This window comes from Microbacterium sp. Bi128 (assembly GCF_918698205.1).
In genome coordinates this window covers 1-2,011 of sequence record NZ_CAKKMM010000944.1, presented here as the reverse complement: position 1 = coordinate 2,011, position 2,011 = coordinate 1, and the positions used below count along the sequence as shown (strand labels likewise).

Here is a 2,011-nt window from a genome sequence, read left to right as displayed (position 1 = left end):
GCCCAGCCCTGTTTGAGACCGCCGAGGTACCCGGGCAGGGCCGCCGGCAGGATGATCTGCAAGGCCAGCTGGAGCCGGGACGCACCCAGGACCTTTCCGACGCTGCGGTACTGCGGCGGAATCTGGTCCACACCGGAGATCAGGCCGTTGATGATCGAGGGAATCGCACCCATGAACACCACGAAATACACGGTGGCATCCGTGATCCCAAACCAGAGAATAGCGGCCGGCACCCAGGCCACCGACGGCAGGACCTGCAGCCCGGAGATCAGCGGCCCGAAAGCGCGCCGCAGCGGTGCCACCTGGGCCAGCACGAGACCCACCGGCGTCGCGATCACCACGCTGATCAGGAAGCCCACGACGCCGCGCTGCAGCGAGGTCCAGACGGCCTCTTGAAGCTTGCCCTCCCCCCACAGGGTTCCGACCTGGCCGATGACATCCAGGGGGCCGGGCACGACGTCGCGCCGCTTGAAGCCGAGGGAGACGTACAACTGCCAGAGGGTGATCAGCACCGCGAGCGCGGCCACCGGCAGCAGGATCCGGCTCCAGTCGATGCGGACCTTGCGGATGGAGTCTGACTGCAGGGAGTCGAGGCCCGCTTCGAGCTCGCGGAGGTCTTCCTTGCCGGTGGAGGAACGGGTCAGGGCGGCGTGGACCTTGCGGGTCTCCACCGGCGCTTCCGCCACGGGAAGCTGGTTACTTGGCATGGCGGCGGATCTCCTCGCGTAGCCGGGCGGTGATTTCGCCGGTGAGCTGGCCGGCCAGTCCGGCGTCGGTGCGGTGCTCTTCGCTGACGTGCCATTCCCGCACCACGCGGCCGGGCCGGGAGGAGAGCAGCAGGACGCGCTGGCCCAGCCGGACGGCCTCGCGGACGTTGTGGGTGACAAAGACGATGGTCCGGCCGGTTTCCTTCCAGATCCGTTCCAGCTCGTCATGGAGCAGGTCCCGCGTAATCGCGTCCAGGGCCGCGAACGGCTCGTCCATGAGCAGCAGCTGGCGGTCCTGGGCCAGCGACCGGGCCAGGGAGACGCGCTGGCGCATCCCGCCGGAGAGCTCGTGGGGCCGTTTGTCCCCCGCACCGCCCAGGTGCACCAGGTCCAGCAGCTCCCGCGCCCGGACCCGGCGGTCGGCTTTCCCGACGCCGCGCAGCTTCAGGGCCAGCTCGATGTTCTCCCGCGCGGTCAGCCAGGGAAACAGTGCCGCGTCCTGGAACATGAAGGCGGCGCCGTCGCTGGGCACTTCCAGGGCGCCCGACGTCGGGGCCTCCAGTCCCGCCATGATGTTGAGCAGGGTGGACTTGCCGCAGCCGGAGGCACCGAGAAGGGCGACAAACTCGCCCTGCCCGATGGTGGCGTTGACGTCGTCCAGCACCGGGGCGCCGGCGCCGAAGCGCTTGCCCAGGTGTTCCAGTACGACTGGCATGGTCTGGTCCTTACTGTTGTGGCGGATGGCTGGGGGCCCGGGCGCTAGTCCTTGCCGAGCCCCTCGGCGGAGATCTTCTTGCCGGCACTCTCGCTCAGAACGCTGTTGAGCGCCGTGAGGTCGAAGATGCCGTTGATGTCGGCCTGCTTCGTGGTGCCGGCGTCGACGCCGTCCTGGAGCAGCTTCTTGTACGTCCCAGCGAGCGGGTCGGTGGTGAAGAGAATGTTCTTCAGGGACCGGTCGATGACGTCGGCCGACAACGCCTTGCCTGCGGCGGCCTTGAGTCCGTCGTTGAGGACGGTGGCTTTCTCGGCGGCGGGCGCCGCGTTGAGCCAGTCCACGGATTCGACATGGCCCTTCAGCAACGCCTGCACCGTGGCAGGGTGCTCGGCCGCGAACGTCTTGTTGACGATCAGGACGGTGGTGACGAACTCGCCCTTCTCCCACAGGTCCTTCTCGTCGACCAGGACCTTCGCGCCGGCCTGGAGCACCAGGCGGGAGGCCCAGGGCTCGGGCAGCCACGCGCCGTCGAGCTTGCCGTCCTGGAACAGCTTGAGGGTCTGGGCGTTCTCGGTCGGGTCGATCGAGA

General features: G+C 68.5%; 3 protein-coding genes. All 3 read right to left on the bottom strand.

The genetic code is table 11. From position 1 onward, the window contains the following. On the bottom strand, positions 1–707 hold a 707-nt coding region (locus LQV45_RS28320), incomplete at its 3' end, for an ABC transporter permease (protein ID WP_230010267.1). Then, on the bottom strand, positions 697–1,422 hold the full coding sequence (locus LQV45_RS28315) for an ABC transporter ATP-binding protein (protein WP_230010266.1): 726 nt from the start codon (positions 1,420–1,422) through the stop codon (positions 697–699). The genes LQV45_RS28315 and LQV45_RS28320, both read right to left, overlap by 11 nt. 44 nt (positions 1,423–1,466) lie before the next feature. Beyond that, positions 1,467–2,011: ABC transporter substrate-binding protein (locus tag LQV45_RS28310; protein WP_230010264.1), on the bottom strand; the 545-nt coding region annotated here is incomplete at its 5' end.

Bases quoted from the DNA above. Each gene is read 5' to 3' on its own strand.
- LQV45_RS28315 (WP_230010266.1), bottom strand. From the start codon at position 1,422: ATGCCAGTCGTACTGGAACACCTGGGCAAGCGCTTCGGCGCCGGCGCC.